Raw genomic sequence first — 1,612 nt, forward strand, 5'->3', positions numbered from 1 at the left:
CGTTGACAACATCATTGAGATTCCTTCGGATCATACGTACCTGCTCCACAGCGTCAACCGGCTCCGCCGGCTACGCGCATACCAATCCTGTCCGGCGCTCCTACGTCGCTTATTTCCTCCCAGAATTGATCCACCCTTGCCCCTACGGCGTTGAGCACTGCTCCGTCAGGCACAGCTACGCAAGCTCCGCCAGCAGGCAAAACCAACGGGGGAGAGGAACCCACACTGCTGGTCACCACAGGTTCCCCACCCACCCTGCGAACTAGGAGCACACCGCTATGTCTGTTCTCGAAATGATCGACCCCACCACCTTGACCATCGACGCCAACGTTCGCGCCGATGTGCAGCTAGACAAGGCATTCCTGGCCTCCATCAAAGAACACGGAGTAATCCAGCCAGTCGTCGCGCACCGCACCGACAGCGGGGGAGTGCACGTCCTGTACGGACAGAGGCGCACCCTCGCCGCCGTAGAAGCGAAGCTCGACCTGATGCCCGTCTACGTGGTCGAAAGCCTCACAGAGGCCGACAGATTAGCTAAGCAGGTCGTGGAAAACGACCAGCGCCAAGGACTCACCGACAACGACCGCGCCGAAGCGTTCCACCAGCTTTCCCTACTCGGAGTCTCAGCCACCCAGATCGCGAAAAAGACTGGCGCAAAAAAGGCCACCGTGGACGCGGCACTGAAAGTCCGGGCCGACGACACCGCCAGCGCAGCACTCGCCCAAGGCATGACACTGGACATGGCCGCAGTGATCGAGGAATTCAGTGGTGACGCAGAAGCAATCACCAAACTCGAAACCACCGCCGCGCACAACCCGCAGAGCTTTGACCACACCGCCCAACGGCTCCGCGACGACCGCACCCGCGCCGCCCTCATGGCCGAAGCAGCGGCCACCGTCACCGCCCAAGGACTCAAAATCGTTGACGAGGATCTGAACTACTACGACTACAAAGGCCCCATGGCGAATATCCGCGACCTGCGCACCATCGAAGGTGTTCCACTCACCGACGACGAGGCAGATGCCGCGCACATCGGATTCAGCTACAACGGGGAAGTACGCATCACCTTGGTCAATACCGACTGGAAAGCAGCAGGGTTCACCAAACCCGGGGCCACCCGGACAGGGCCAATGACAGAGGACGAGAAAGCAGAACGCCGCCGCGTGATCGAAAACAATAGAGCATGGGACGCCGCCGAAACGGTCCGCGTGGACTTCCTCAAAAACCTGCTCAAAGGCAAAACAGCCCCGAAGAACGCCCTGCGGTTTATCGCCCAGTCAATGGGAAACCACTCCTACACCGTTGCTGACGGCCTTTCCAAGCACACCGGATTCGCTGCCGAACTGCTCGGAGGCAAAGACGGTTACGGCGAGCTGGCGAAGATCACCGCCAAGCCCACCGGACGCCACGAAACCAACACCCTCGCCGTCATCCTCGCAGGATTCGAAAAGAGCCTCACCCGCCAGTCATGGCGCAACCCCACCAGCACTGCCAAGCACTACCTGACCCAGCTCACCACATGGGGCTACACCCTCAGCGAGGTAGAAACCATCATCACCAACCACGGAAACACAGAAACACAGGAATCCGTGAAGGCAGAAAACAGTGGAGT

Annotated in this window: 1 protein-coding gene; it reads left to right on the top strand. The window is 59.9% G+C overall.

The window, feature by feature from the left end:
• Positions 1-278: 278 nt before the first annotated feature.
• On the top strand, positions 279-1,612 hold a 1,334-nt coding region (locus K728_RS0112480), incomplete at its 3' end, for a ParB/RepB/Spo0J family partition protein (RefSeq protein ID WP_024475662.1).

Origin of the sequence: Arthrobacter sp. CAL618 (genome assembly GCF_000468215.1) — a bacterium.
GTDB lineage: Bacteria > Actinomycetota > Actinomycetes > Actinomycetales > Micrococcaceae > Arthrobacter_D.